This window comes from Salegentibacter maritimus (genome assembly GCF_016236915.1).
In the GTDB taxonomy this organism is placed as follows: domain Bacteria; phylum Bacteroidota; class Bacteroidia; order Flavobacteriales; family Flavobacteriaceae; genus Salegentibacter; species Salegentibacter maritimus.
Genome location: NZ_JAEHOK010000058.1, coordinates 1 through 656 on the forward strand (window position 1 = coordinate 1; position 656 = coordinate 656).

1 pseudogene is annotated in these 656 nt (G+C 42.2%); it reads left to right on the top strand.

Annotated elements, in window-relative coordinates:
- Positions 1-656, top strand: a pseudogene (locus I6U49_RS16825) (hypothetical protein); the annotation flags it as partial.

Sequence of the window (656 nt, forward strand, 5' to 3'; positions counted from 1 at the left end):
GATAATGTGGCGCCGGTTGCTTTAACCAAAAACATCACCGTACAACTTGATGCCAATGGTACAGCTACTATCGCTCCTGCTGATATTGACAATGGCTCTAATGATGCCTGTGGTATTTCCAGCCTAAGTTTGGATATCACCGAATTTAGTTGTGAAGATGTTGGGGGTAACATAGTGACCCTGACCGTTGTGGACAACAACCAAAATGAAACCACAGCCACGGCAAAAGTAACGGTAGAAGATAATGTTGCCCCTGTAGCATTAGCCAAGGACTTTACGGTACAACTTGATGCCAATGGTACAGCTACTATCGCTCCAGCTGATATTGACAATGGCTCTAATGATGCCTGTGGTATTTCCAGCCTAAGTTTGGATATCACTGAATTTAGTTGTGAAGATGTTGGGGGTAACATAGTGAGCCTGACCGTAGTGGACAACAACCAAAATGAAACGACTGCCACGGCAAAGGTAACGGTAGAAGATACTATCGCTCCTATTCCTAATATAGCAGACCTTGAAGATATAATTGTTAAATGTGAAGTTTTTCCAGGTAGAATTACTGCTCCAACAGCTAAAGATAATTGTTCAGAATTAACTGCGACAACGTCAGATCCGCTAACATACAACGAAATAGGATCTTATGTTATTACCTGGAG